23 protein-coding genes are annotated in these 26,164 nt (G+C 57.8%); 21 read left to right on the top strand and 2 right to left on the bottom strand.

Going from position 1 to position 26,164, the window contains the following annotated elements:
• Nucleotides 1-3 precede the first annotated feature (3 nt).
• From AKL25_RS11285 to AKL25_RS11215, 15 genes are all read left to right on the top strand, one after another.
• Complete coding sequence (locus AKL25_RS11285) at nt 4-480, top strand: NuoB/complex I 20 kDa subunit family protein (RefSeq protein ID WP_007881947.1); 477 nt, start codon at nt 4-6, stop codon at nt 478-480.
• Nucleotides 481-501: 21 nt separating this feature from the next.
• Nucleotides 502-1,098 (top strand): NADH-quinone oxidoreductase subunit C, encoded by a 597-nt coding sequence (locus tag AKL25_RS11280; RefSeq protein WP_050477759.1) that lies wholly within the window; start codon nt 502-504, stop codon nt 1,096-1,098.
• Nucleotides 1,098-2,351 (top strand): NADH-quinone oxidoreductase subunit D, encoded by a 1,254-nt coding sequence (locus AKL25_RS11275; RefSeq protein WP_050477758.1) that lies wholly within the window; start codon nt 1,098-1,100, stop codon nt 2,349-2,351. Before AKL25_RS11280 ends, AKL25_RS11275 begins: the two co-directional genes overlap by 1 nt.
• 100 nt (nt 2,352-2,451) lie before the next feature.
• Nucleotides 2,452-2,943, top strand: coding sequence for an NADH-quinone oxidoreductase subunit NuoE (gene nuoE / locus AKL25_RS11270; protein ID WP_050477757.1), 492 nt, complete (start codon nt 2,452-2,454; stop codon nt 2,941-2,943).
• Nucleotides 2,940-4,235 (top strand): NADH-quinone oxidoreductase subunit NuoF, encoded by a 1,296-nt coding sequence (nuoF, locus tag AKL25_RS11265; protein ID WP_050477756.1) that lies wholly within the window; start codon nt 2,940-2,942, stop codon nt 4,233-4,235. Before nuoE ends, nuoF begins: the two co-directional genes overlap by 4 nt.
• A gap of 109 nt (nt 4,236-4,344) precedes the next feature.
• A complete protein-coding gene (gene nuoG / locus AKL25_RS11260; RefSeq protein WP_050477755.1) occupies nt 4,345-6,672 on the top strand; it encodes an NADH-quinone oxidoreductase subunit NuoG in 2,328 nt (775 codons plus the stop codon).
• Complete coding sequence (gene nuoH / locus AKL25_RS11255) at nt 6,672-7,751, top strand: NADH-quinone oxidoreductase subunit NuoH (protein WP_050477754.1); 1,080 nt, start codon at nt 6,672-6,674, stop codon at nt 7,749-7,751. The genes nuoG and nuoH overlap by 1 nt, the downstream gene beginning before the upstream one ends.
• Before the next feature lie 24 nt (nt 7,752-7,775).
• Nucleotides 7,776-8,264 (top strand): NADH-quinone oxidoreductase subunit NuoI, encoded by a 489-nt coding sequence (gene nuoI / locus AKL25_RS11250; RefSeq protein WP_050477753.1) that lies wholly within the window; start codon nt 7,776-7,778, stop codon nt 8,262-8,264.
• Between the two features lie 133 nt (nt 8,265-8,397).
• The gene (locus AKL25_RS11245) at nt 8,398-9,042 is read left to right on the top strand and encodes an NADH-quinone oxidoreductase subunit J (RefSeq protein ID WP_050477752.1); all 645 of its coding nucleotides are present in this window, start codon (nt 8,398-8,400) and stop codon (nt 9,040-9,042) included.
• 14 nt (nt 9,043-9,056) lie between these two features.
• A complete protein-coding gene (gene nuoK / locus AKL25_RS11240; protein ID WP_050477751.1) occupies nt 9,057-9,365 on the top strand; it encodes an NADH-quinone oxidoreductase subunit NuoK in 309 nt (102 codons plus the stop codon).
• A gap of 133 nt (nt 9,366-9,498) precedes the next feature.
• Nucleotides 9,499-11,601 (top strand): NADH-quinone oxidoreductase subunit L, encoded by a 2,103-nt coding sequence (nuoL, locus tag AKL25_RS11235; RefSeq protein ID WP_050477750.1) that lies wholly within the window; start codon nt 9,499-9,501, stop codon nt 11,599-11,601.
• Between the two features lie 27 nt (nt 11,602-11,628).
• On the top strand, nt 11,629-13,119 hold the full coding sequence (locus tag AKL25_RS11230) for an NADH-quinone oxidoreductase subunit M (RefSeq protein WP_050477749.1): 1,491 nt from the start codon (nt 11,629-11,631) through the stop codon (nt 13,117-13,119).
• 165 nt (nt 13,120-13,284) lie between these two features.
• On the top strand, nt 13,285-14,796 hold the full coding sequence (gene nuoN / locus AKL25_RS11225; protein WP_050477748.1) for an NADH-quinone oxidoreductase subunit NuoN: 1,512 nt from the start codon (nt 13,285-13,287) through the stop codon (nt 14,794-14,796).
• Nucleotides 14,797-14,808: 12 nt separating this feature from the next.
• Nucleotides 14,809-15,123, top strand: a complete 315-nt coding sequence (locus AKL25_RS11220) for a DUF2818 family protein (protein WP_050477747.1) — start codon at nt 14,809-14,811, stop codon at nt 15,121-15,123.
• Between the two features lie 100 nt (nt 15,124-15,223).
• Nucleotides 15,224-15,787 (top strand): NUDIX domain-containing protein, encoded by a 564-nt coding sequence (locus AKL25_RS11215; RefSeq protein WP_050477746.1) that lies wholly within the window; start codon nt 15,224-15,226, stop codon nt 15,785-15,787.
• 95 nt (nt 15,788-15,882) lie between these two features.
• Here AKL25_RS11215 and AKL25_RS11210 read toward each other — a convergent pair whose 3' ends face one another.
• Complete coding sequence (locus AKL25_RS11210; RefSeq protein ID WP_050477745.1) at nt 15,883-16,983, bottom strand: alpha/beta fold hydrolase; 1,101 nt, start codon at nt 16,981-16,983, stop codon at nt 15,883-15,885.
• Between the two features lie 177 nt (nt 16,984-17,160).
• Nucleotides 17,161-18,837 carry an electron transfer flavoprotein-ubiquinone oxidoreductase gene (locus AKL25_RS11205; protein ID WP_050477744.1) on the bottom strand — a complete coding sequence of 559 codons (1,677 nt, stop codon included), beginning with the start codon at nt 18,835-18,837 and terminating at the stop codon, nt 17,161-17,163.
• A gap of 258 nt (nt 18,838-19,095) precedes the next feature.
• Here AKL25_RS11205 and AKL25_RS11200 point away from each other — a divergent pair, with 258 nt between their 5' ends.
• The 6 genes from AKL25_RS11200 to AKL25_RS11175 all read left to right on the top strand — a co-directional run bounded on the left by AKL25_RS11200 (nt 19,096) and on the right by AKL25_RS11175 (nt 26,104).
• On the top strand, nt 19,096-19,506 hold the full coding sequence (locus AKL25_RS11200) for an acyl-CoA thioesterase (protein ID WP_050477743.1): 411 nt from the start codon (nt 19,096-19,098) through the stop codon (nt 19,504-19,506).
• Between the two features lie 141 nt (nt 19,507-19,647).
• Entirely contained in the window at nt 19,648-20,799 is a 1,152-nt protein-coding gene (locus AKL25_RS11195; protein WP_050477742.1) for an ABC transporter substrate-binding protein, read from the top strand.
• A gap of 317 nt (nt 20,800-21,116) precedes the next feature.
• Nucleotides 21,117-22,007 (top strand): branched-chain amino acid ABC transporter permease, encoded by an 891-nt coding sequence (locus AKL25_RS11190; protein ID WP_050477741.1) that lies wholly within the window; start codon nt 21,117-21,119, stop codon nt 22,005-22,007.
• A gap of 5 nt (nt 22,008-22,012) precedes the next feature.
• A complete protein-coding gene (locus AKL25_RS11185; RefSeq protein ID WP_205627236.1) occupies nt 22,013-23,971 on the top strand; it encodes a branched-chain amino acid ABC transporter ATP-binding protein/permease in 1,959 nt (652 codons plus the stop codon).
• A gap of 1 nt (nt 23,972) precedes the next feature.
• On the top strand, nt 23,973-24,701 hold the full coding sequence (locus AKL25_RS11180) for an ABC transporter ATP-binding protein (protein WP_050477739.1): 729 nt from the start codon (nt 23,973-23,975) through the stop codon (nt 24,699-24,701).
• A 260-nt stretch (nt 24,702-24,961) separates the two neighbouring features.
• Nucleotides 24,962-26,104, top strand: a complete 1,143-nt coding sequence (locus tag AKL25_RS11175; protein WP_157050592.1) for a hypothetical protein — start codon at nt 24,962-24,964, stop codon at nt 26,102-26,104.
• Nucleotides 26,105-26,164 lie beyond the last annotated feature (60 nt).

Genomic DNA, 26,164 nt, shown 5'->3' with positions numbered 1-26,164 from the left:
GCCATGTCAATTGAAGGCGTATTAAACGAAGGGTTTGTTACCACCTCGCTGGATAAGGTAATCAACTGGACCCGTACCGGCTCTTTGTGGCCGATGACATTCGGTCTGGCTTGCTGTGCGGTTGAAATGATGCACGCTGGCGCATCGCGTTACGATCTGGATCGTTTTGGCGCGGTGTTCCGTCCGTCGCCGCGCCAGTCCGACTTGATGATCGTGGCCGGCACGCTGTGCAACAAGATGGCGCCGGCATTGCGCAAGGTATACGACCAGATGGCCGAACCGCGCTGGGTGATTTCGATGGGTTCCTGCGCCAACGGCGGTGGTTATTATCACTACTCGTATTCGGTTGTGCGCGGTTGCGATCGCATCGTGCCGGTGGACGTGTATGTGCCAGGTTGCCCGCCGACAGCGGAAGCGCTGCTGTATGGCGTGATCCAGCTGCAAAACAAGATCAAGCGTACCAATACCATTGCGCGCTAAGAAGAGAGTGGAAGGGTCAGAATGACGACAAAATTGGAAACTCTCGAAGCTGCCTTGCGCAATGCGCTTGGGGGGTATCTTCAGAATTTGACAGTGGCTTTGGGCGAGATCACGATCGTGGTCAAGCAAGCCGATTACCTGTCGGCGATGCGCGTTCTGCGCGACCACGCCGACACCCGTTTCGAAGAACTGATCGACCTGTGTGGCGTGGATTACTCCACATACGGTGACGGTGTCTGGGAAGGTCCGCGTTTTGCCGTGGTTTCCCATCTGCTGTCGATCAGCCACAACTGGCGCGTCCGCGTCCGCGTTTTCGCTCCTGATGATGAATTGCCGCTGGTGGCGTCGGTGACCGGTATCTGGTCTTCCGCCAACTGGTACGAACGAGAAGCCTTCGATTTCTTCGGCATCTTGTTCGATGGGCACGACGACTTGCGCCGTATCCTTACCGACTACGGCTTCATCGGTCACCCGTTCCGCAAAGACTTCCCGGTGTCGGGCTATGTCGAAATGCGTTACGATGCTGAGCAAAAACGCGTGGTTTATCAACCCGTAACGATTGAGCCGCGTGAAATCACGCCGCGCGTCATTCGTGAAGAAAACTACGGGATTAAATAATGGCTGAAATCAAGAATTACACGCTGAACTTTGGTCCTCAGCATCCGGCGGCGCACGGTGTGTTGCGTCTGGTGCTGGAGCTGGACGGTGAAGTCATTCAGCGTGCCGACCCGCACATCGGTCTGCTGCATCGCGCGACTGAAAAGCTGGCCGAGCAAAAAACCTATCTGCAATCGGTTCCTTACATGGATCGTCTCGACTACGTGTCGATGATGTGTAACGAACACGCCTATGTCATGGCGATCGAAAAGCTGCTCGGCATTGACGTGCCGATGCGCGCCCAGTACATCCGCGTGATGTTCGACGAAATCACCCGCCTGCTGAACCACCTGATGTGGATCGGTGCGCACGGTCTGGACGTCGGCGCGATGGGCGTTCTGCTGTACGCCTTCCGCGAACGCGAAGACCTGATGGATTGCTACGAAGCCGTTTCCGGTGCGCGTATGCATGCTGCTTATTATCGTCCGGGCGGCGTCTACCGCGATCTGCCGGACACCATGCCGCAGTACAAGGCATCGATCGTTCGCAACGACAAGGCAATCAAGCAGCTCAATGAAAACCGCCAGGGTTCCATGCTGGACTTCATTGAAGACTTCACCAACCGTTTCCCGAAATACGTCGACGAGTACGAAACACTGCTGACCGACAACCGTATCTGGAAGCAGCGTCTGGTCGGCGTCGGCGTGGTCTCGCCTGAGCGTGCGCTGGCAATGGGCTTTACCGGTCCGATGCTGCGTGGTTCCGGCATCGAATGGGATCTGCGCAAGAAGCAGCCGTATGAAGTCTACGATCTGCTCGACTTCGACATCCCGGTCGGCAAGAACGGCGACTGCTATGACCGCTATCTGGTGCGCGTGGAAGAAATGCGCCAGTCCAACCGCATCATCAAACAATGCGTTGAGTGGCTGCGTAACAACCCGGGCCCGGTCATCATCGACAACCACAAGATTGCTCCGCCGCCACGTATGGACATGAAGTCCAACATGGAAGACCTGATTCACCACTTCAAGCTGTTCACCGAAGGCTTCCACGTGCCTCCGGGCGAAACGTATGCCGCAGTTGAGCATCCGAAGGGCGAATTCGGTATCTATCTGGTGTCCGACGGCGCCAACAAGCCATACCGCATGAAGATTCGCGCGCCGGGTTATGCGCATTTGTCGAGTCTGAACGAGATGGCCAAGGGTCACATGATTGCCGATGCGGTAACCATCATCGGTACGCAAGACATTGTGTTTGGTGAAATCGACCGATAACCGGTGAAGTAAGCCGGTCAGTGGATGTTTTTTAAAACCCATTAGGTTCTGGGGAATGTCCGATAAACCCGCGCGGGTTCTCAAAAAACCATGCGCACGGATGGCCAACGATATGCTGTTAAGTCAAGACGCTCTAAAGAAAATCGATCGCGAACTCGCGAAATATCCTGCGGATCAACGCCAGTCTGCGGTCATGTCCGCGTTGCGCATCGCCCAGGACGAACACGGCTGGCTGCCTGCCGAGCTGCAACAGGAAATCGCCGACTACATCGGCATGCCTGCTGTCGCGGTGCAGGAAGTCGCCACGTTCTACAACATGTACAACACCAGCCCGCAAGGCAAGCACAAGATCACGGTCTGCACCAATCTGCCGTGCCTGCTGTCGGGCGGCGAGCGTGCTGCGCACCATCTGAAGCACAAGCTTGGCGTGGGCTACAAGGAAACCACGGCTGACGGTCAGTTCACGATCGTCGAAGGCGAATGCATGGGCGCTTGCGGCGACGCACCTGTCATGCTGGTCAATAACCACCGCATGTGCAGCTGGATGTCGAACGACAAGATCGACTCGCTGCTGGAGGAACTGAAGAAATGACTTGTCTGCACGATCGTCATATCAAGCCGCTGATTCTCGCGGATCTGGATGGCCAGAACTGGCACCTGGCGGATTACGTCAAGCGCGGCGGCTACGAGTCGCTCAAGCGCATCCTGGCTGAAAACATCACTCCCGAACAAGTCATCGCCGAACTCAAGTCCTCGGGCTTGCGTGGTCGCGGCGGTGCGGGTTTCCCGACCGGCCTGAAGTGGAGCTTCATGCCGCGCCAGTTTCCAGGCCAAAAGTACCTGGTCTGCAATAGCGACGAAGGCGAGCCGGGCACATTCAAGGACCGCGACATCATTCGCTACAATCCGCACGCGCTGATCGAAGGCATGATCATCGGCGGTTACGCAATGGGCATCACGGTCGGCTACAACTACATCCACGGCGAAATTTTCGACGCTTATCTGCGTTTTGAAGAAGCGCTGGAAGAAGCACGCGCAGCCGGTTTTCTGGGCGACAACATCCTCGGCACCAACTTCAGCTTCCAGTTGCACGGCCACCATGGTTATGGCGCCTACATCTGCGGTGAAGAAACTGCGCTGCTGGAGTCGCTCGAAGGCAAGAAGGGCCAGCCGCGCTTCAAGCCGCCATTCCCGGCCAGCTTCGGCCTGTACGGCAAGCCGACCACGATCAACAACACCGAAACATTCGCTGCTGTTCCGTTCATCTTCAAGATCGGCGCGCAAGCGTATGCCGACATCGGCAAGCCGAACAACGGCGGCACCAAGATCTTCTCGATCTCGGGCGACGTCGAACGTCCGGGCAACTACGAAATCCCGCTGGGCACGCCATTTTCCACATTGCTGGAACTGGCCGGCGGCATGCGCGGCGGCAAGAAGATCAAGGCGGTCATTCCCGGCGGTTCGTCCGCTCCGGTGATTCGCGGCGACGTCATGATGGAAACCACCATGGATTACGACGCCATCGCCAAGGCCGGCTCGATGCTGGGTTCGGGCGCGGTCATCGTGATGGATGAAACGCGCTGCATGGTCAAGTCGCTGCTGCGCCTGGCTTACTTCTATTACGAAGAATCCTGCGGTCAATGTACGCCATGCCGCGAAGGCACAGGCTGGATGTACCGCATGGTCGAACGTATCGAAAACGGTCACGGCAAGCTGGAAGACCTCGATGTGTTGAATTCGGTTGCCGACAACATCCAGGGCCGCACCATCTGCGCGCTGGGCGATGCGGCGGCGATGCCGGTACGTGCTTTCATCAAGAATTTCCGCGAAGAATTTGAGTATCACATCGAGCACAAACACTGCTCGGTGCCAGCTTATATCTGATCGACAGAGTTAGCGATAAAGTTGAGCAGCACGGCAAGACATGCATTCGGCAACTGCGCAGGGCGCGTGTCTTCAAGGTCAAAAGAATACTTAGCTTGGGCAAAAAGCCATGGTTGAAATCGAAATAGACGGCAAAAAAGTTGAAGTGCAAGAAGGCAGCATGGTTATGGATGCTGCCAACAAGGTCGGCACTTACATTCCTCATTTTTGCTATCACAAAAAATTATCCATTGCGGCCAACTGCCGCATGTGTCTGGTCGACGTAGAGAAGGCGCCGAAGCCCTTGCCGGCCTGCGCCACTCCGGTGACCGCCGGCATGATCGTGCGCACCGCAAGCGACAAGGCAGTCAAGGCGCAAAAAGGCGTCATGGAATTCCTGCTGATCAATCACCCGCTGGATTGCCCGATCTGCGATCAGGGCGGCGAGTGCCAATTGCAGGATCTGGCAGTCGGTTACGGCGGCTCGGCTTCGCGTTACGAAGAAGAGAAGCGCGTGGTTCCTCCCAAGGACGTCGGCCCGCTGATCTCCATGAAGGAAATGAACCGTTGCATCCACTGCACACGTTGCGTACGTTTCGGCCAGGAAGTCGCCGGCGTCATGGAACTGGGCATGCTGGGCCGCGGCGAGCACTCCGAAATCACGACCTTCGTCGGCAATACCGTCAATTCCGAATTGTCCGGCAACATGATCGATCTGTGCCCGGTCGGCGCACTGACATCCAAGCCGTTCCGCTACGCTGCGCGTACCTGGGAATTGTCGCGCCGCAAGTCGGTCAGCCCGCACGACAGCCTCGGCGCCAACCTGATCGTCCAGGTCAAGGGCGGCAAGGTCATGCGCGTTCTGCCGCTGGAAAACGAAGAAGTCAACGAATGCTGGATCTCCGATAAAGATCGCTTTGCCTACGAGGCGCTGGACAGCGAAGAGCGTCTGACCAAGCCGATGCTCAAGCAAGACGGCAAGTGGCAGGAAGTCGAATGGCAAGTTGCGCTGGAATACGTCGCGCACGGCCTGCGTAACATCCGTCACGAACACGGCGCCAGCGCCATCGCCGCATTGGGTACGCCGTACTCGACGCTGGAAGAACTGACATTGCTGCAAAAAGTCGTGCGCGGCATGGGTTCCGAAAACATCGATTTCCGCCTGCGCCAGTCCGACTTCGCGCTGGACCACCAGGTCAATCCATGGCTGGGCATGTCGATCGTCGAATTCTCGCAACTGAACCGCGCCTTCATCATCGGCTCGTTCCTGCGCAAGGATCACCCGCTGCTGACCGCGCGTCTGCGCCAGGCAGTCAAGAGCGGCGCCAAGGTCAGCATCCTGCATGCGACCGACGACGATTTGCTGATGCCGATCGCCAACAAGATCATCGCCGCACCGTCGGCATGGCTGTCCGCACTGAGCGAAGTCGTTGCCGCCGTGGCGCAAGCCAAGGGCGTCGCTGCACCGGCCGGTTTCGACGGCGTGCAAGCTTCGCAAGCTGCCAAGCAAACCGCCGCCAGCCTGCTGTCCGGCGAATCCAAGGCGGTCCTGTTGGGCAACGCTGCCGCACAGCATCCGCAAGCATCGCAACTGCACGCTGCAGCGCAATGGATCGCCGAGCAAACCGGCGCCAAGTTCGGCTACCTGACTGAAGGCGGCAACACTGTCGGCGGTTACCTGGCCAACGCGATTCCGGGCAAAGACGGCGCCAACGCGCTGCAAGTCTTCGCGCAACCGCGCAAGGCATATCTGCTGCTGAACGCCGAGCCTGAACTCGACAGCCACGACCCGCAAGCGGCTACTGCAGCGCTGAAGCAAGCTGAAATGGTTGTCGTGATGTCCGCATACAAGCATGGCGCAGATTACGCCGACGTCCTGCTGCCGATCGCACCGTTCACCGAAACATCCGGCACCTTCGTCAATGCCGAAGGCCGTGCACAGAGCTTCAACGGCACCGTCAAGCCGCTGGGCGACGCACGTCCGGCATGGAAGGTGTTGCGCGTGCTGGGCAACCTGCTGGGTCTGACCAACTTCGATTACGAAACATCCGAAGCTATCCGCGGCGAAGTCATCGGCGCCGAAACCAATCTGGCAGCGCGTCTGAACAACGTGTCCAAGCTGGCCCTGCAAGCGTCCAACGGTGCCGCAAACGGCGCGCTGGAACGCGTTGCCGATGTGCCTATCCACTTTGCCGACGCCATCGCACGCCGTTCGCCGGCGCTGCTGCAAACACAAGACGGCCAGGCGCCCAAGGCATGGTTGTCCGCAGCCCTGTCGCAAAAGCTGGGTATCGCTGCAGGCGACCGCGTCAGCGTCAAGCAAGGGCAGGGCAGCGCATTGCTGACTGCGGGTATCGACAAGACATTGCCGGAAAACGTCGTCCGTGTGGCGGCATCCCATGCAAGCACCGCTAACCTGGGCAGCATGTTTGGCGCAATCGTGGTGGAGAAAGCGTAATGGATCAACTGATTGCCAATATCAATGCAGTTGGCCCCAACTATCTGGGGACGGCATGGCCGTATGTGTGGACCTTCGTCTGGAGTCTGCTGAAGATTCTGGCCGTGCTGATTCCGCTGCTGCTGAGCGTGGCTTACCTGACTTACTGGGAACGCAAGCTGATCGGCTGGATGCACATCCGTCTCGGTCCTAACCGCGTTGGTCCTGCAGGTCTGCTGCAACCGATCGCCGATGCGCTGAAACTGATCTTCAAGGAAGTCACGACACCGTCGCGCGCCAACAAGGTCCTGTTCTTCATCGCGCCGATCATGACCATCATGCCGGCTGTGGCCGCATGGGCGGTGATTCCTTTCGGACCTGAAACAGTAATCGCGAACGTCAACGCCGGTCTGCTGTTCGTGATGGCCATCACCTCGATGGAAGTCTACGGCGTCATCATCGCCGGCTGGGCTTCCAACTCGAAGTACGCTTTCCTCGGCGCGATGCGTGCATCGGCGCAGATGGTGTCCTACGAAATCTCGATGGGCTTCTGCCTGGTCGTGGTGCTGATGGTTTCCGGCAGCCTGAACATGATCGACATCGTCACCAGCCAGGGCAAGGGTTACTTTGCTTCGCACGGCCTGGGTTTCCTGTCATGGAACTGGCTGTCGCTGCTGCCGATTTTCGTGATCTACGTGATTTCGGGCATCGCTGAAACCAACCGCCATCCGTTTGACGTGGTCGAAGGCGAATCGGAAATCGTTGCCGGTCACATGATCGAATACTCGGGTATGTCGTTCGCCATGTTCTTCCTGGCCGAATACGCCAACATGTGGCTGATTTCCATCCTGGCGTCGCTGCTGTTCCTGGGCGGCTGGGCATCGCCGGTCAGTTTCCTGGACTTCATCCCAGGCTGGATCTGGCTCGGTATCAAGACGTTCCTGGTGGTGTCGCTGTTTGTCTGGGTGCGTGCATCGTTCCCGCGTTACCGCTATGACCAGATCATGCGTCTGGGCTGGAAAGTGTTCATTCCGCTGACGCTGGTGTATCTGGTGATCGTTGCGACCTGGATGCAGACCTCGTGGAATATTTGGAAGTAATGGATAAAGGCTGAGGTGAGAAGCATGGAAGCTATTAAAGATTTTTTCAACAGCCTGCTGCTGCGGGAGCTGTTCAAGGGCCTGGCCCTGACAGGCCGCTATCTGTTTGCGCGCAAGATCACGATTCAATTCCCGGAAGAGAAGACGCCGCAGTCGCCGCGTTTTCGCGGTCTGCACGCTCTGCGCCGCTATCCAAACGGTGAAGAACGTTGCATCGCCTGCAAACTGTGCGAAGCAGTCTGCCCGGCGATGGCGATCACGATCGAATCGGAACAGCGTGACGACGGTTCGCGCCGCACCACGCGTTACGACATCGATCTGACCAAGTGCATTTTTTGCGGTTTCTGCGAAGAATCCTGCCCGGTCGATTCCATCGTCGAAACGCATATTCTCGAATATCACGGCGAAAAGCGCGGCGACCTGTACTACACCAAGGAAATGCTGCTGGCCGTTGGTGATCGTTACGAAAATGAAATTGCTGCCGCACGTACGGCAGACGCTGCATATCGTTGATTGAGTTCGGGGTGGCATCCCGGCCCGCCGGATGCTGCTGAGATGATCGGGTCTGAAGTTTGTTGGATGGTCTGGCCGATGGGGCAGGCGATCGAATGATCTGATACTGGTTTAGCCAACTTTTTGGTTGATTATGGAATTTAAAACTGTCTTGTTCTATGCGTTTTCAGTGATCCTCGTGCTCGCTGCATTACGCGTTATCACGGCCCGCAATCCGGTGCATGCGGCCCTGTTTCTCGTGCTGGCGTTCTTCTCGGCGGCCGGCATCTGGATGTTGCTGAAGGCGGAGTTCCTCGCCATCGTACTGGTGCTGGTGTATGTCGGGGCGGTGATGGTGCTGTTCCTGTTCGTGGTGATGATGCTCGATATCAATCTGGACAAGATGCGAGAGGGCTTCTGGGGCTACTTCCCGCTGGCGGCCACCATCGGCGTGGTCATCGTGCTGGAAATGGCGGCGGTTCTGCTGCGCAGCTTCTGGGCGCCGGAAGCGCAAGTGCCGGCTGCAGCCAATACCATCGGCGGCACCAAGGCGCTGGGTATGCTGATCTACACCGAATACGTCTACGCGTTTGAAATTGCCGCAGTCATCCTGCTGGTCGCGATTGTCGCCGCGGTTGCGCTGACACTGCGCCGCCGCAAGGACAGCAAGTACTTCTCGCCGGCTGATGCAGTCAAGGTCAAGAGCACCGATCGTGTGCGCCTGGTCAAGATGAAGGCTGAATCCACCCGCAACACCGGCGACGATGCTCAGGCATCCGGCGCGGAACAACAATCTTAAGGAGCGGCGCAATCATGACTCTTTCGCTCTCGCATTACCTGATCCTCGGCGCGATCCTGTTCGCGATCTCGATCGTCGGTATTTTCCTGAACCGCAAGAACATCATCGTGTTGCTCATGGCAATCGAATTGATGTTGCTGGCGGTGAATATGAACTTCATTGCTTTTTCGCATTATCTGGGCGACGCAGCAGGGCAGATCTTCGTGTTCTTCATCCTGACCGTCGCAGCTGCTGAGTCCGCAATCGGTCTGGCTATTCTGGTGGTGCTGTTCCGCAATCTGGACACCATCAACGTGGAAGACCTGGACACGCTCAAGGGATAAGCGCGTTTTGTGCATGTATGCGCATTGAAATGTTCGCAGTGCAGGTAGATTGAATTTAAATTTCATTTAAAGATGGGCGTTCTCCGAGAGTCCTCGCGATTCGAAGAGAACCCAAATAGCGATAAGGTTCATCATGGCGGGGCAACTTAACCCACATCTTCTTTTAGCCGTACCACTGGCGCCGTTGGCCGGTTCTGCAATCGCAGGCCTGCTCGGTACGAAATTCTTCGGCAATGTAGTCGGCCGCAAGGTATCGCACACGGCAACCATACTCGGCGTATTGATTGCACTGATCATTTCCGTCCAGACCTTGTTGGCGGTGATCGACGGCGCGAGCTACAACGGCACGCTGTACACCTGGATGACCGTGGCCGGCCTGAAGCTGGAAGTGGGCTTCCTGATCGACAGCCTGACCGCGATGATGATGTGCGTGGTGACCTTCGTGTCCCTGATGGTGCACATCTACACCATCGGCTACATGAAAGATGACGACGGCTACAATCGCTTCTTCTCGTACATCTCGCTGTTCACGTTCTCGATGCTGATGCTGGTCATGAGCAACAACTTCCTGCAACTGTTCTTCGGCTGGGAAGCTGTGGGTCTGGTGTCCTACCTGCTGATCGGTTTCTGGTACACCCGTCCGACCGCGATCAAGGCCAACATGAAGGCCTTTCTGGTCAACCGCGTCGGCGACTTCGGCTTCATCCTCGGTATCGGTCTGTTGCTGGCTTATGCCGGCTCGATGAACTACGGCGAAGTGTTCGCCAAGCGCGGCGAGCTGGCGCAACTGACTCTGCCTGGCACCGACTGGATGCTGCTGACTGTCGCATGTATCTGCCTGTTCGTCGGCGCGATGGGTAAGTCGGCGCAGTTTCCGCTGCACGTCTGGCTGCCGGATTCGATGGAAGGCCCGACCCCGATTTCCGCACTGATCCACGCGGCAACCATGGTTACCGCCGGCATCTTCATGGTGTCGCGCATGTCGCCGCTGTTCGAATTGTCCGATACAGCCTTGTCCGTGATCCTGGTGATCGGCGCGATTACCGCGTTGTTCATGGGTTTCCTCGGCACGATGCAAACCGACATCAAGCGCGTCGTGGCGTATTCGACACTGTCGCAGCTGGGTTACATGACTGTCGCACTGGGCGCTTCGGCGTACTCCGTGGCGGTGTTCCACCTGATGACGCACGCCTTCTTCAAGGCCTTGCTGTTCTTGGGTGCGGGTTCGGTCATCATCGGCATGCACCATGATCAGGACATGCGCAACATGGGCGGCCTGCGCAAGTACATGCCGATCACCTGGATCACCTCGCTGCTGGGCTCGATGGCGCTGATCGGTACGCCGTTCTTCTCCGGTTTCTACTCGAAGGACAGCATCATCGAAGCAGCTGCCGCATCGCATCTGCCAGGCTCCGGTTTTGCCTACTTCGCCGTGCTGGCCAGCGTGTTCGTGACCGCGTTCTACTCTTTCCGCATGTACTTCATGGTGTTCCACGGTGAAGAGCGTTTCGGCAAGGCGCACGCTCACGACGATCACCATGCTCCGGCTGCCGCACACGGCGTGCATGACGATCATGCGCACGATGCTCATGGCGCGCATGATGACCACGCCCATGACGACCACGAACACCACGGCCTGGCCCCGGGTCAGAAGCCGCACGAGTCGCCGCTGGTGGTGACGCTGCCGCTGATCCTGCTGGCGATCCCATCGGTCATCATCGGTTTCCTGGCGATCTCGCCGATGATCTTCGGCGATTTCTTCAAGAACGTGATCTTCGTCGGCGAAAACCACAAGGCGCTCGAAGAGCTGGCCGAAGAGTTCCATGGTCCTGTCGCGATGGCGGTGCATTCGCTGACATCGGCGCCGCTGTGGCTGGCGATTGCCGGTGTGGCGACTGCTTACTACTTCTACATGGTCAACCCGCGCGTCCCGGCCTGGTTCAAGGACAAGTTCAGCGCGATCTATACCTTGCTGGACAACAAGTACTACATGGACAAGTTCAATGATGTCGTGTTCGCCGGCGGCGCACGTCTGCTGGGCACCGGCCTGTGGACTATTGGCGACAAGGGCCTGATTGACGGTTTGGTCGTCAACGGCAGCGCCAAGGTCGTCAACTGGTTCTCGAAAGTCACGCGCCTGTGGCAATCCGGTTACATCTACCATTACGCTTTCGTGATGATTATTGGGGTACTGGGTTTCCTGGTTTGGTTCATGCCGTTTCCGTTTGCCAAATAAGTTGGCGGAGTAAAGTAAATAACAACCATGATGCAGTCAACTTTTCCTCTCCTTAGCCTTGCGATCTGGTGTCCGGTCGCGTTTGGCGTGCTCGTCCTGGCAGTGGGCCGCGACGATAATCCATCCATCGCGCGCTGGCTGGCCTTGCTCGGCGCCGTCGTCAGCCTGCTGGTCACCATCCCGCTGGTCATGCATTTCGATGCAGCCGCGCATGGCTACCAGTTCGTTGAAAAGACGCCCTGGATCGACCGTTTCAACATCAGCTACTTCCTCGGCATCGACGGCCTGTCGCTGTGGTTCATCCCGCTGACAGCCTTCATCACGGTCATCGTGGTGCTGGCCGGCTGGGAAGTGATCCAGAAGCGCGTCGGCCAGTACATGGGCGCTTTCCTGATCCTGTCCGGTCTGATGATCGGCGTGTTCTCGGCGCTCGACGGCATGCTGTTCTACGTGTTCTTCGAAGCGACGCTGATCCCGATGTTCATCATCGTCGGTGTGTGGGGCGGCGCCAACCGCGTGTACGCGGCGTTCAAGTTCTTCCTGTACACCTTGCTCGGCTCGCTGCTGATGCTGATCGCGCTGATCTATCTGTACATCGTCTCGGGCGGCAGCTTCGAGATCCCGACATGGCATCAACTGCCGTTGTCGATGCTGGAACAAAAACTGCTGTTCTTCGCATTCCTGATGGCCTTCGCGGTCAAGGTGCCGATGTGGCCGGTGCATACCTGGTTGCCTGACGCCCACGTGGAAGCGCCTACCGGCGGCTCCATCGTGCTGGCGGCAATCATGCTGAAGCTGGGCGCCTACGGTTTCCTGCGATTCTCGCTGCCGATCGCTCCCGACGCCAGCCACGCGCTGTCCGGTTTCATGATCACGCTGTCGCTGATCGCCGTGATCTACATCGGTCTGGTTGCGCTGGTGCAGCAAGACATGAAAAAACTGGTGGCGTACTCGTCGATCGCTCACATGGGCTTCGTCACGCTGGGCTTCTTCATGTTCAACGACATGGCGGTGCAGGGCGGTATCGCGCAGATGATTTCCCACGGCTTCGTGTCGGGCGCCATGTTTATGTCCATCGGCGTGTTGTACGACCGCATGCATACCCGTGAAATCGCCCAATACGGCGGTGTGGTCAACAAGATGCCGCGTTTTGCAGCCTTCTTCATCCTGTTCTCGCTGGCCAACTGCGGTCTGCCTGCGACTTCCGGTTTCGTCGGCGAATTCATGGTCATCCTGGGCGCCGTCAAGTTCAACTTCTGGATCGGCTTGTTGTCCGCGACTGCGCTGATTCTGGGTGCGGCGTACTCGCTGTGGCTGACCAAGCGCGTGATCTTCGGCGCAGTGACCAATCATCATGTGGAAGAACTGACCGACGTCAACAAGCGCGAATTCTTCATCCTCGGCTTGCTGGCAATCGCAGTATTGGTGATGGGTCTGTACCCGGCGCCGGTGACTGACACCATGCAGACGTCGGTGTCGGACCTGCTCAAGCACGTAGCGGTATCCAAGATTAATTAAGTAACAAGTGTCGGCGCAGCCAGTGTTACCTTGCTGTGCTGCGCCGACACCAGGCAGCAATTCGGTACGACGTTTCGATACAAGCCGGTCACATGTTTCGCACGGCTGAAAACGGCGGCAACGGTAAGCGGACAAAATACGCGGACGAAAATAAGCGGTAACTAAATGAACAACATGAATCTGATCCCTGTCTATCCGGAAATATTTCTGCTGGTTGCGACTTCCGCAATTCTGCTGATCGATATGTTTTTGCCGGATGCAAAACGCGTCATCACCTACCTGCTGTCCTTGCTGGCGCTGGTGGTCTGCGCAGTGTTGACCTTCACCAACTACGCAAGCGGAGAGACGGTCTACACCTTCAGCAACATGTTCGTTTCGGACCCGCTGTCCAGCCTGCTGAAGCTGTTCTCCTACCTGGCCATCGGCCTAACGCTGATCTACGCCCGCCAATACAACAGCGACCGCGCCATCGTCGGCGGCGGTCATCTGGGCGGCGAGTTCTACGCGCTGGCGCTGTTCTCGCTGCTGGGTCAGATGGTCATGATCTCCGGCAACAGCTTCCTGTCGATCTACCTCGGTCTGGAACTGATGTCGCTGTCGCTGTATGCGCTGATTGCCCTGCGCCGCGACAACATCGGCTCGACTGAAGCCGCGATGAAGTATTTCATCCTGGGCGCGCTGGCTTCCGGTTTCCTGCTCTACGGTATCTCCATGCTGTACGGTGCGACCGGTTCGCTGGAACTGAACGACGTCTTCCGCGCCATCGTGTCCGGTACTGTGGACCGCAACGTGCTGGTGTTCGGTATCGTGTTCGTGGTCGCCGGCCTGGCGTTCAAGCTGGGCGCCGTTCCTTTCCACATGTGGGTGCCTGACGTCTATCACGGCGCTCCGACGCCGATGACGCTGCTGATCGGCGGCGCGCCGAAGCTGGCTGCATTCGCCATAGTGTTCCGCCTGCTGGTGGAAGGCCTGTTGCCGCTGGCGATCGACTGGCAGCAAATGCTCATGGTGCTGGCTGTCCTGTCCATCATCATCGGTAACGTGACGGCGATTGCGCAAACCAACATCAAGCGCATGCTGGCGTACTCGACCATCTCGCACATGGGCTTCATGTTGCTGGGCATGATGTCGGGCGTGGTCGACGGCAACCTGTTCCAGGCGGTCAATGCCTACAGCTCGTCGCTGTTCTACGCAATCACTTATGTGCTGACCACATTGGGCACTTTCGGCGTAATCCTGCTGATGGCGCGTTCCGGTTTCGAAGCAGATACGCTGGACGACTTCAAGGGCCTGAATCAACGCAGCCCATGGTTTGCCGCGATCATGCTGATCCTGATGTTCTCGCTGGCGGGTATTCCTCCGATGGTCGGCTTCTACGCCAAGCTGTCGGTGCTGCAAGCGGTGCTGGGCACCGGGCAGATCTGGCTGGCCGTGCTGGCCGTCGTGTTCTCGCTGGTCGGCGCGTTCTACTACCTGCGCGTCATCAAGAACATGTACTTCGATGAGCCTGCCGACAGCAGCAAGATCACCGCAAGCTTCGACGTCCGCATTGCGCTGAGCCTGAACGGTCTGGCGGCGCTGGTCATCGGTCTGTGGCCTGGTCATCTGATGGATGCGTGCACCAACGCCATCGTCACGACGCTGGCGACCTTCCTCAGCAAAGTCATCGCAGCCTAAGCGAATCTACCGGTGAATGTTTCTTTACTGAGCTGGTGTGTCATCCTGTTGGCGGTCCTGGCCGCCAACCTGCCTTTCGTTAATCAGCAGCTGTTCGCGCTGATCCCTCTGAGCAAGTCCGCCGCATACCGCAAGCCGGTATGGGTGCGACTGCTTGAGCTCATCGTCCTGTATTTCCTCGTCGGCGCGATTGCCCGTTTCTTTGAAGCGAACATCGGCAATGCATTTGCGCAGGGCTGGGAATTTTATGCCGTCACCGCTTGTCTGTTCCTGGTGTTGGCCTATCCGGGCTATGTGCTGCGCTACCTGCGCAAGAGCCACGCTTAGCCGGCCCTGGACGCGATGCTGAAGCGCCTGCGCTGAAGTGCGTGCGGGCACGCGGCGCTCTTATCCACAATTACTCACCATCACTGCATACCGGTCCCGCATGGATACTCATCTCAAAGAAAGCAAGATAGACGGCGAGCTGGTCTACGAAGGCCATTTCCTCAAAGTCCAACGCGACCGGATTCGCCTGCCGGACGGCAAGCAGGCTGTGCGAGAACATATCAAGCATCCGGGCGCGGTGGTGATCCTGCCGCTGTTTGAAGACGGCTCGGTGCTGCTGGAAAGACAGTTCCGTTATCCGCTCGATCAGGTCTTCATTGAATTCCCGGCCGGGAAGATCGATCCGGGCGAAGATCATCTGGAATGCGCCAAGCGCGAGTTGCGAGAAGAAACCGGCCACACCGCCACCGACTGGCAATTCGTCTGCACCATCCACAACGCCATCGCCTATTCGGACGAACACCTCGATATCTATCTTGCGCGCGGTCTGACTGCAGGTGAGCGCAAGCTGGACGAAGGCGAGTTTCTCGACATCTACAAGGCGCCGCTTGCCGAGCTGCTGGAGCAAGTCCGCCTGGGCAAGGTAACCGACGTCAAGACAGTCATCGGCGCCTTCTGGCTGGAAAAAATCGTCAATGGACAATGGACCTTGCCGAGCGTCTGACCCGACCGGCGATTCACTGCACCAAAGAAAAAGGCTTCGATGCAAATCGAAGCCTTTTCTACGTGGGCTCCACGGACTGAACCGACAGCCCGTATTTAACGCTGCGGCAAGGTTTTCAGAAATGCGCCAACCTGCTGCGCATAGAATTTCGAAAAGCTGGTCGTCCCATGCCCACGCGTCTCGGCGCTCGCCGGGATCAGGTACAACTCGGCATTCTTCAACTGCTTCAGCGCCGCGACCATGGTGCCGGTCTCCGGCGGGTTGCGTTCGTCGTCGGCGGAGTTGATCGCCAGCAGCGGCGCCTGTATGCGCGTCAGATGCGGCATCGCATTGAAATCGGCCGACGATCCCCACTGATAGATGAAGTCGTTGGCGTCGGCCGTTACGGGCGCATTCAGGCGGTCGTCGACGATCTTGTCGGCCTGGGCGCGCGTCGGCGCCAGCGCCTGATAGGCGAGGGTGCCGCCGGCGGTGGCGATACCGAACATGGTGTTGGCCAGACGCAGCGACGGCGGCTGCGAGGTGTAATTGCCGCCGTTCCATGCCGGATCCTGCCTGATCGATTCGACCAGCATGCGCCGCATCATCCAGTTGCGGCTCGCCATCTCGATCGGCTGCGACGCCATCGGCACCAGTCCATCCATCATCGCCGGATACATCTCGCCCCACATCCAGGTCTGCATGCCGCCCATGGAGTTGCCCATGACCAGGCGCAAATGCTTGATGCCCAAGCCCTCCGTCACCAGACGGTATTGCGCGAGCACCATGTCAGCATAGTTGTATTGGGGGAATTTGGCGCGCAGGCCGTCGGACGGCTTGGCGGACTTTCCGACGCCGATGGCGTCCGGCATGATGATGAAGTACTTGCTGGCGTCCAGCGCTTGCTCCGGCCCCAGCATCTCGCCCGCAAAATCCTTGCCGACGAAATCGGCGCCGCTGCGATAAGTGCCGTGCAACAGCAGCACCGCAGGATTGGCAGGATCGCCGGCGGTGGCGTAATGCAGCTTGAAATTGTTCAGCGTTTCGCCGGTGTGGAAAGTGAAGCTCGGCGCGATCCAGTCAGCCTGGCGGTAACCGGGATAATCCGCCGCGTGGGCGGAGACGCAAAGCAGGGCAGAGAACAACAGTGACAGCAGCGACGACGAAAGTCGCGATGAACGCGGGGCGATGAAGCCCGATGCAAGTCTCCGAATCATTTTTATAGTCCTCGTAAGATGGTCTTATGGGAGAGCCCATACTAAAGGATATTCGGCGGCATCGCAGGGCGCGCCATTGCATCGCTATGGCAAGCGCAGGGCTCAAATAAAAACGGCGCTTCGATCGAAGCGCCGTTTTCGTTTTCCACGGAGTTTGCAGACACTGCCGCAGACAAATTACATATTCGAGTAATTCGGCCCGCCGCCGCCTTCCGGCGTCACCCACACGATGTTCTGTGTCGGATCCTTGATGTCGCAGGTCTTGCAGTGCACGCAGTTCTGCGCGTTGATTTGCAGGCGGTCTGTATTGTCGTCGTTCTTCACGAACTCATACACGCCGGCAGGGCAATAGCGCGCTTCCGGGCCGGCATACTTCGCCAGGTTGACGCCGACCGGCACCGAGGAATCCTTCAGCGTCAGGTGAATCGGCTGGTCTTCCGCATGATTCGTGTTGGAGATGAACACCGACGACAGGCGATCAAAGGTCAGCTTGCCGTCCGGCTTCGGATACGCAATCGGCGAGAAGTCCGCCGCCGGCTTCAGGCATTCGTGATCCGCATGCGAGTGATGCAGCGTCCACGGCGCCTTGCCGCCGAACAGCACCTGATCGATGCCGACCAGCAGCGTGCCGGTGTACAGGCCTTTGCTCATCGACGGCTTGAAGTTGCGCGCCTTGTACAGTTCTTCATGCAGCCAGGACTTCTCAAACGCGGCGCTGTAGGCCGTCAGCTCATCGTACTGGCGATCATTGCCCAAGGCCTCAAAAACCGCCTCAGCGGCCAGCATGCCGGTCTTTATGGCGGCATGGCTACCTTTGATGCGCGACGCGTTCAGGAAGCCTGCATCGCAGCCGATCAGCGCGCCGCCCGGGAAGGTCAGCTTCGGCAGCGATTGCAAACCGCCGGCGGTGATGGCGCGTGCGCCGTAAGCCAGGCGCTTGCCGCCTTCAAAGAACTTGCGGATTTCCGGATGCGTTTTATAACGCTGGAATTCTTCGTACGGCGACAGGTAAGGATTCTCGTAAGCCAGACCGACCACATAACCGACCGCGACCTGGTTGTTCTCCAGGTGATACAGGAAGGAACCGCCGTAGGTGCCGCTATCCAGCGGCCAGCCGGCGGTATGCACCACCAGACCCGGCTTGTGCATCTTCGGATCGATTTCCCAGATTTCCTTGATGCCGATGGCATAGGTCTGCGGATCCTTGCCTGCGTCGAGTTTGTACTTCGCGATCAGTTGCTTACCCAGATGGCCGCGCGCACCTTCGGCGAAGAAGGTGTACTTGGCATGCAGCTCCATGCCCAGCTGGAACGCACCGGTCGGCTCGCCGTGACGGTCCACGCCCATGTTGCCGGTGGCCACGCCCTTGACCGAGCCGTCGTCGTTGTACAGGATTTCCGCCGCCGCAAAACCGGGGAAGACTTCCACGCCCAGCGCCTCAGCCTGCTGGCCCAGCCAGCGCACGACGTTGGCCAGCGAGATGACGTAGTTGCCATGGTTCTGGAAACAAGCTGGCAGCATCCACGACGGGGTCTTGTATGCCTTGCTGGCGGAGAGAAAAAGGAAACGGTCTTCAGTGACTTCAGTGTTCAATGGCGCGCCGAGCTCTTTCCAGTTGGGAAACAGTTCGGTGATCGCCTGCGGGTCCATGACCGCGCCGGACAGGATGTGGGCGCCGACTTCGCTGCCTTTTTCCAGCACGCAGACCGAGACTTCCTTGCCGGCTTCGGCGGCCAGCTGCTTGATGCGGATGGCCGAGGACAACCCGGCCGGGCCGCCGCCGACGACAACGACGTCGTATTCCATTGCTTCGCGCGGACCGTATTGCGCAAGCAAGTCTTGAGTTTGAGTCATGGAGTGTCCCGTAATGTTTTGGTTGGAATATTTGCGAACGATCGTGCTATTGTTCAGTATTTTGCGAGAGAATGCTAGTCTCATCCACAAATTATGTTCGCCACGCCAAGCATTTTATTTGATTTTTGCCAATTCCCTTGTTCTTGTGTGGAAATGTGGCCGCGACGTGGAATGCCAAATCGCCGGATGAAATAAATTCAACAATCACATGAGCAAGATCGACCAAGATGAGATGCTCAACAAGAAAGGCGCGACCCCATGACCGACAAAGTCCTGATTCACACCACTAACCTGAAGATCCGCTGGGGCGACATGGATGCCTTCGGCCACGTCAACAACACCGTCTATTTCCGCTACATGGAGCAGACCCGTATCGAATGGCTGGAGTCGGCTGTCGGCGGCATGGTGGAGGACGGGCTGGGGCCGGTGATCGTCAATGCCCAGTGCACCTTCCGGCGCCAGCTCAAGTATCCGGCCGACATCGAGATCCGCATGTTTGCCCTGGAACCGGGCCGCTCGAGTGTGGAAACTACCTATGAGATCCGGCGTGTCGACCAGCCGGAAATCATCTATGCTGAAGGCGGAGCCAAGATCGTGTGGGTTAATTTCAAACAAGAAAAGTCAGTCCCGCTGCCTGACAGCATTCGTCAGATCCTGACGAAGTTGTAAGTTTCGAGAAAGGTAGATGGGACAGAATCAGCGACGATAACGGTGCCTCAGAACAACGCAGAACAACTGACGGCCCGGCAAGAATTGAGTTAGACCACATCAAGATGGCCAACCAAGATAATTACACCAGGAGGAAGACAAATGTCATACAAGACCCAAGCTTTGGTTGCAGCAGCACTGCTGAGCCTGTCCCTTTCCAGCCAGGCCGCTGATCCGATCAAGATCGGCGTATCCGGACCGTTTACCGGCGGTTCCGCGCCGATGGGCGTCTCCATGCGCGACGGCGTCAAGCTGGCCGTGGCGGAAATCAACGCCAGCGGCGGCGTGCTGGGTCGTCAGATCCAGCTGGTTGAGCGTGACGACGAAGCCAAGAACGAGCGTGGCGTGCAGATCGCACAAGAAATGATCAACAAGGAAAAAGTCGTCGCTACCGTTGGCTATGCCAACACCGGCGTCGCACTGGCTTCGCAGCGCTTCTACCAGGAAGCCAAGATCCCCGTGATCACCAACGTCGCCACCGGTTCCGTGGTCACCAAGCAGTTCGAAAAAGATAAAGACAACTACATCTTCCGCACTTCGGCCAACGACGCGATCCAGGCCAAGATGCTGGCTGACGAAGCCATCGACAAGCAAAAGTACACCAAGGTCGCGATTCTGGCCGACTCCACAAACTACGGTCAGCTCGGACGTGAAGATCTGGAAAAGGCTCTGGCCGCCAAGAAGATCACACCAGTCGCCATCGAAAAATACAACCTCAAAGACGTCGACATGACGGCCCAGTTGCTGAAGTCCAAGCAAGGCGGCGCACAGGTCGTGCTGACCTACGGCATCGGCCCTGAACTGGCGCAGATCGCCAACGGCATGGAAAAGCTGAACTGGCACGTGCCTATCATCGGCAGCTGGCCGCTGTCGATGGGTAACTTCATCGACAACTCCGGCAAGAACGGCAACGGCGCACGCATGCCGCAAACCTTCATCCAGGAAGGCGACACGCCTAAGCGCAAGGCTTTCATCGAAGCCTACCAAAAGGCTTACAAGGTTGACCGCATGCCATCGGCCGTGTCCGCCGCCCAAGGCTACGACTCGGTCCTGTTGCTGGCCGCAGCGATCAAGCAAGCCGGCACCACCGACGGCGATAAAGTCCGCGGCGCGCTGGAAAGCCTGAACACCAAGATCGAAGGCGTTGTCACCACGTACAACAAGCCATTCACGCGCGACGACCACGAAGCCATCAAGCCGAACATGGTCGTGATGGGCGAAGTCAAAAACGGCCGCGTTGTACTCGGCAAATAAATCGACGGCAACGTAATTTGTCGTTAAAGCATAAAGGCCAGTCCTTGCGATCCGGGGACTGGCCTTTTTCGCAGAGTCTGTTGACGATTTTTTAACTTGTATCGGAAGTGAAGGAATGTCGCAGCGACGAGGGCGCGCCGACCGGCTGAGCAAGCCGTGGCGACCGGCGTCTGCAACGTGGCGGCAAGGTGGCAGCTGAAGCAGGGCGCAAGTCCGGCTGATGCATTCGCCCATCATTCCCATCTCCCATACCTGCGTTAAACATCCCGGCACACTCAACCCGCCATTCAATGGCAGCCGCTTCTTGGGTAGAAATAATGGATATTCTGTTACAGCTGGTTTTCAGCGGCATCGCGCTCGGCATGATCTATGCGGTGATCGCCTTCGGTTATCAACTCACCTTCGCCACCTCCGGCACACTGAACTTCGGGCAGGGCGAGGCGCTCATGCTGGGTTCGCTGGTCGGCCTGTCCGTCGTCGGCAACATCCACGGCGGCCCCTATCTCAACTACTGGCTGATGATCCCCATCGTGCTGGTCTTCGGCGCGTTGCAGGGCATGTTCGTCGAATGGATAGGCGTGCGTCCGGCCATCAAGATCAAGTCCGAATTCGGCTGGATCATGTCGACCATCGCGCTCGCGATCATCTTCAAGAACGTCGCAGAAAACATCTGGGGCAAGGATGACCTGCCGTTCCCCAGCCCGCTGTCCGGCGCACCGTTCCAGATCCTCGGCGCCAACGTGCAGCCGATGCAGGTGCTGGTCGTGGTCGGCGCATTGGCCATCATGCTCGCGGTCGAATTATTCAACCGCAAATCGATCTACGGCAAAGCCGTCGTCGCCACCTCCAACGACCGCGACGCTGCCGGCCTGATGGGCATCAACACCAGCGTGGTGATCACGTTCTCCTACGCACTGTCCTCCGCCACGGCAGCCTTCGCCGGCGTGCTGGTGGCGCCGCTGACGTTGACCGGCGCCACCATGGGCGCAGCGCTCGGCCTCAAGGCCTTTGCGGTCGCGATCATCGGCGGCCTGACCTCGGGCATGGGCGCCATCGTCGGCGGCCTGATCCTCGGCATCGCTGAAACCGTCACCGGCTTCTACATCTCCACCGGCTACAAGGAAGTCCCAGGACTGCTGCTGCTCCTGCTGGTGCTGGCGGTCAAACCTGCAGGCCTGTTCGGCAAAACTGCGATCAAAAAGGTCTGATGAACATGAACAAGAAAATTCTCCTGGTCTCGCTGCTTGGTATCGTCGCGCTCGCGGTGCTGCCTCTTTTCGTGCGTAATCCTTACTACCTGCACCTGGTTGAAACCATCCTGATCTACGCCATCCTGCTGTTTGGCCTGGACATCGTGGTCGGCTACACCGGTCAGGTTTCGCTGGGCCACGCCGGTCTGTTCGGCATCGGCTCCTACACCGCCGGCGTGCTGTATTTCAAGCTCGGCCTGCCGCTGTTGCTCACCGTGCCGGCCAGTATTGCCGTCACGGCAGTGTTCGGCGCCATCCTGGCGCTGCCGGCCTTGCGCGTCACCGGTCCGTACCTGGCGATGGTCACGCTGGCCTTCGGCACCATCATCCAGATTCTCATCAATGAAATGAGCTTCCTCACCGAAGGTCCGATGGGTATCAAGGTCGCCAAGCCGATGATCGGCGGCGACAAGATGACCGAAGTGCAGTTCTTCTACGTCGTCGCCATCCTCATGGTGGTATCGCTGATCATCGTGCACCGCATCCTGCGCTCCAACCTCGGCCGCGCCTTCCAGGCATTGCGCGACAGCCCGATTGCGTCCGATTGCATGGGCGTGTCGGTGTACCGCTACAAGGTCTACGCCTTCATCATCAGCGCTGCACTGGCTGGTCTGTCGGGCGCCTTGTATGCCTATTCGGAAGAGTACATCTCGCCCAACACCTACAACTTCGAACTGACCATCCTGTTCCTGCTGGCGGTGATCATGGGCGGCCGCAAGTCGCGCATCGGTTCGCTCATCGGCGCGCTGATCGTGGTCATGCTGCCGAGCCTGCTGTCGGACATCGAACTGTTCCGCCAGATCGCCACCGTCGCCGCCGTGATCGTCGTCATCGGCGCCGCCGCGTCCGTCATCAAGAAGGTCAAGACCCCGCGCGAAATCCTCGTGCCGGTGGTCGCCACCGTCCTCATGGCAGCGTTCTCCTACAAGCTGGAAAACATCACCGACTGGCGTCTCACCATCTTCGGCCTGATGACGCTGTTCGTCGTCTACTATCTGCAAGACGGCATCGTCGGTTTCTGCCGCACCTTGTTCGGCCGCATGCTCAGCAAGCGTACCCCTCTGGCGCAGCAAATCGCCGGTGACAAGACCGAAGCGGTGATCACCACCGCCGCCGTCAAGGAAGACGGCGCAACGCTGCTCAAGGTCAACCAGGTGCTGATGCAGTTCGGCGGCCTCAAGGCCCTGAACAAGGTCGACCTCGACGTGCGCAAGGGCACCGTGCACGGCCTGATCGGCCCCAACGGTTCCGGCAAGAGCACGATGATGAACGTCCTCACCGGCATCTATCGTCCGACCGACGGCGCTGTCGAATACGACGGTCGCGCCATCACCGGCCAGACGCCATCGCTGATCGCCCTGGGCGGTGTCGCGCGGACCTTCCAGAACGTGCAACTGTTCGGTGAAATGAGCGCCACAGAAAACATCCTGGTCGGCCTGCACCACACCTTCACCAGCAACGTCGCCGACGTCATCATCCACAGCCCGCGCTACAAGCGTGAAGAGAAAGCAGCACGCGAACGCGCCGCCGCGATTTTGGAGTTCGTCGGCCTCGCCGATCTCGCCAACGAAGAGGCGCGCAACCTGCCATACGGCAAACAGCGCCTGCTCGAAATCGGCCGCGCGCTGGGCTTGAACCCAAGCCTGCTGTTGCTCGACGAACCGGCCGCCGGCCTCACCGCGCCCGACATCAAGGAACTGGTCGCCATCATCCGCAAGATCCGCGATGTCGGCATCACCATCATCCTCATCGAGCACCACATGGACGTCGTCATGTCGATCTGCGACACCGTCACCGTGCTCGACTTCGGCCAGAAGATCGCCGAAGGCAAGCCGGCCGAAGTGCAGGCCAACCCCAAGGTGATCGAAGCCTATCTCGGCGGCAGCGCCGGCGATTCCACACCAACCACCGCGGGAGCTTGAGATGTTGACGATTTCGAATTTGCAAGCCGCTTACGGCAAGGTTGAAGTGCTGCACGGTATTTCCATGGAAGTACCGAAAGGCAAAGTGGTCACCCTGATCGGCTCCAATGGCGCCGGCAAAACCACCACCATGCGCGCCATCTCCGGCATGATCAAACCGAAGGGCGGCACCGTCACCCTCGGCGGCAAGGACGTCACCGGCCAGGACTCGCACAAGATCGCGCGCGCCGGTCTCGCCCATTCGCCCGAAGGCCGCCGCGTCTTCGCCACCATGAGCGTCACCGACAACCTGCTGCTGGGCGCTTTCCCGCGCTTCACACGGGCACGTCCCAAGGGCGACATCGCCCACGATCTGGAACGCGCGCTGGAGCTTTTCCCGCGCCTCAAGGAACGCCAGACGCAACTGGCCGGCACCTTGTCCGGCGGCGAACAGCAAATGCTCGCCATGGCCCGCGCCGTGATGTTGAACCCCGAAGTCATCCTGCTTGACGAACCGTCAATGGGCCTCGCGCCCATCCTGGTCGACGAGGTGTTCCGCATCATCTTGCGTTTGAAAGAGCAGGGGATTACGATGCTGCTGGTGGAACAATTCGCCGCTGCAGCACTGAACGTCGCCGACTACGGCTATGTACTGGAAAATGGAAAAATCTCCGTACACGGCCCGGCCGACAAACTGCAGAACGACCCGGCGGTCCAGGCAGCCTATCTCGGCGGTGGCGCACATCATTAATTAATAAAATGCCAAGCCGACAACCGGATACTCGGGCGCGCAGCACGCTGCGCGCCGGGTATATTAAGGGGGAGTCATACCTCTGAGACCTGACTAGGGTGCGCTGCGGCGCACCTTTTCTTTTTGAGAGCAGCGAATAGTGCGGCTGGTAGGTAGTACAGAATTAAGCCAATTAAAATTTCCTTCGTTTGACTGTGATATTTCGGGGGCCTCATATAGCTTTCAGAAGCTACTGATTGACGTAAGAGACAGGACAAAAAATGGCAGATTTTCAAGAAATTGCTCATTCCGGCGGTAAGGTTACTTTCACTCTCGCGAATACAGATCATGGTCGGACGTTCCAAGTCGGGATATCTCAAAATAGACCCGTCCCTTTCGCTGTATTTGGACTTTATGCTATCGCTCCTGGCATTCCAGTTGGATTCTGGAGCGTCGGGATGGAATCAGAGTCTTCTCCAGTTCCGGGCGCATTTCCAGTTCTTATCGCTTCAGATAGTGAGCAGTTCTTTGGTCATAACTGTCCTAAATGTAAATACTACTGGCGGAGTGGCCCGTTTCCGACCATTTGCCCAGGATGTGGATTGCATGGGCCTAGCTATGAGTTCCTGTCAGATGCTCAACAGCTCTATGTTGAATACTACATATTTCAATTGACGAATGCCTTAGCAGATCCCTCTATTAGTGAGCATGTGATAGACATGGATATGGTCGCTGATGCCGCTTCTCAGGAAGGGCCAAAACCTAGTTTTTATATTTCAGAGCAGAGTCAGCAATACAGATTTAGCTGCGTGGCATGTGGTGAAAAGCACGACATAATCGGGAGATTTGGGTATTGCAGCGTTTGCGGAACACGTCGAGATGTTTGGGAGCTTACGGATCAAATTATTCCTGCGATTCGAAGTAAATTAAAAGACGGAGGAAGTGCCGAGGACTCTGTTCGTGACGCCATTGCCGCTTTTGACTCAGTTGTTTCTCAATATGCGAAACAGATGGTTTTACTTATACCGATGCTGCCGTTCAGGAAAGATAAATTAACCAAACGATTTCATAATGCTGAAGATGTAGCGACTATGTTTGAGCTTTTTTTCGGCATAGACATTTTCAATGGCATTAAGCAGGCTGAGAGAACGCTGGTTACAAGAAGTTTTTTTCGCCGCCATGTCTATGAACACAATGGTGGAATTGTCGACCAAGTCTATCTTGATAAAAGCGGAGACAAAGACAGCAGATTAAATGCGCAGCTTAGAGAAAACACTGATGACGTCCATGAGCTGTTGGGTGCCATAGCTAAGATGGTTCAAAATCTACATAGTGGTTTTCATCAAATTTTTTCTCCTGAAGCTGCTCCTATCGACAGATATTCGCGGCGCCGTAAAAGTGCTACTTCTATTGGTTCGCATTAATTTGTCAAGGACGTTTAGAGACTGGCGATTTTAAAAGGAGGCGTCTCTATAAGTAGTACG

Origin of the sequence: Herbaspirillum rhizosphaerae (assembly GCF_001189965.1) — a bacterium.
GTDB classification, from domain to species: domain Bacteria; phylum Pseudomonadota; class Gammaproteobacteria; order Burkholderiales; family Burkholderiaceae_D; genus Herbaspirillum; species Herbaspirillum rhizosphaerae.
Note: the sequence above shows the minus strand (reverse complement) of the source record. Positions and strands in the feature narration are given on the sequence as shown.